This is a genomic window from Candidatus Cloacimonadota bacterium, assembly GCA_011372345.1.
GTDB lineage: Bacteria > Cloacimonadota > Cloacimonadia > Cloacimonadales > TCS61 > DRTC01.
In genome coordinates, this window is the sequence record DRTC01000526.1 from 1 (window position 1) to 1,809 (window position 1,809).

A 1,809-nucleotide genomic window follows, 5' to 3' on the forward strand; every position below is an offset into this window, starting at 1 on the left:
TCTATAAACTGCGTAGCAGTGCTATCTTTGTAATAAAATGCGTTAGCATTTGGCAAATGACAAAGACAATATATCAGTTTCATGGAAGCGACATTTAAACCTGTAAATGATGATAAATATCACTGCGATGCAGTTTTATAAGAAAAGAGGGTTTTCAAAACCAAATGCTGACGCATTTTATTATAAATATATAACCTCTACGAGGTTGACAATATGACTTAATTTAAATTACAATTTGAAGTGGGAAATGTCAGTAAAAGACATTACCGGGGAAAATATTTTTGAATTATTTTGTTCCTGAATTCCTTAATTCTAATTTTTTCTTATTTCTTCAATCATCCCTTTCTCTGAAATCACAACTTCCCCTGCAAATTCGACATTTTTCCCAAAATAAACATCATTCTTTATTTCCAGCTTCCGGCATTTTTTCAATGATGGTATTCCTTCTTTGAAATGTTCCTCCAGCTGCTCTATTGTTTTATAATATCTCTCATCTAAATAAACTTTTGGCGGTTCTTTCACATCTTTTTCGAGAACAAGCCGATAATCATTCTGCAGTTTATAAGCATCAGACCAGACAACAAGCAGATCATTTGTTTTTTTTACGGGAGCAAACCTGTCCCGATTTACGACCATTGCTTTTGAATCTGCAAACAGGGAAATAGCTGCTCCCATCGCAGTTTCCAGATGAAAAACTTCTTCTCCTTCAACTTTTTTGGGATTAACTATCAAAGAAAGCGGTAATAGATTATCATTTTCATCGAGCTTTTTTTTCAAAGCTTTTAAATTCACCCACAAACTGTTTGTATTAAAATAGCGGTATCTGTCAATGTTCTGGAAGAATTCGGTTTCATTTTCAGGACATTGTGCAATTTCCCGTAAAACGAGTTGACCGGATTTCGTTTGTGCCAGATGTCCGCCCTTTCTATCCATATTTGATCTTTTACAAACTTCCATCATAAAAGGCAGGTTGTTTTCAGCAAAATATCCAAGAATTTTCTCATCGACCACAGCTCCGAGATTGTCGGAGTTGGAAATGAAAACATATTCAAATCCTGAATTTAAAAGTTGATCCAGAATTCCCGAAATCTGCATAACAAGATATATTTCTCCGTGTCCGGGTGGATTCCAGTTAAGATTATCATTTTTATTTTTTAGAGGAGAAAGGTCGGATTGTTTTATTTTTGGAAATTTATTCTGCACAAAGTCAAGAGGTAAATTTCCGGTTTTCAGTTCAGGATATTTTTTCAAATAAAATAAAGAATCATGATGAGTATTGAAGCTGTTCATAAATAAAAGAGGAATTTCTTTTCTTGTTTCTCTTCTTAAATGTAATATCTGCAGGGAAATTATATCGAGAAAATTGAGATCATCTTTTACTTTCAGCAAGGTTTTTGCTTTTCTTAATCCCATGCTCGTTCCCAAACCGCCGTTCAGTTTAATGACCGCAAGTTTTTCGAGATGAGCAGAATCAGGAGTCTCCAAATCTTGATAATCGATGATATTTGTTTTATCCGGAGGAGAAATATCTTTTTCCGAAAGTTTTCCAGTTTCTCCTGATAAAACCTGCAGATAATATTTCTCGAAAGATCTGATCACGATTTCATCGAGGTTTGCTTTTTCCATTATTTCTTTGAATTCTGAAAGATGGTTTAGCATTAATTCTCCTTATTTCTATCTGCCATTATGGATTCTGCATAATTTAAAATTGTCTTTGCGAGGTCTCATTCAAAGAAATTCTTCCGAAGCAATCTGCTCCTCTAACTTAATGTGAAGCAAGAGATTGCTTCGTTTGTAACAGCAAGAAGA

At 34.2% G+C, this 1,809-nt stretch carries 1 protein-coding gene; it reads right to left on the reverse strand.

The window, feature by feature from the left end; all coding sequences use genetic code 11:
* Positions 1 to 312: 312 nt before the first annotated feature.
* On the reverse strand, positions 313 to 1,659 hold the full coding sequence (locus tag ENL20_10030) for a UTP--glucose-1-phosphate uridylyltransferase (protein HHE38894.1): 1,347 nt from the start codon (positions 1,657 to 1,659) through the stop codon (positions 313 to 315).
* Positions 1,660 to 1,809 lie beyond the last annotated feature (150 nt).

Coding starts and splice junctions, on each gene's coding strand:
- ENL20_10030 (HHE38894.1), bottom strand. CDS start 1,659: ATGCTAAACCATCTTTCAGAATTCAAAGAAATAATGGAAAAAGCAAAC.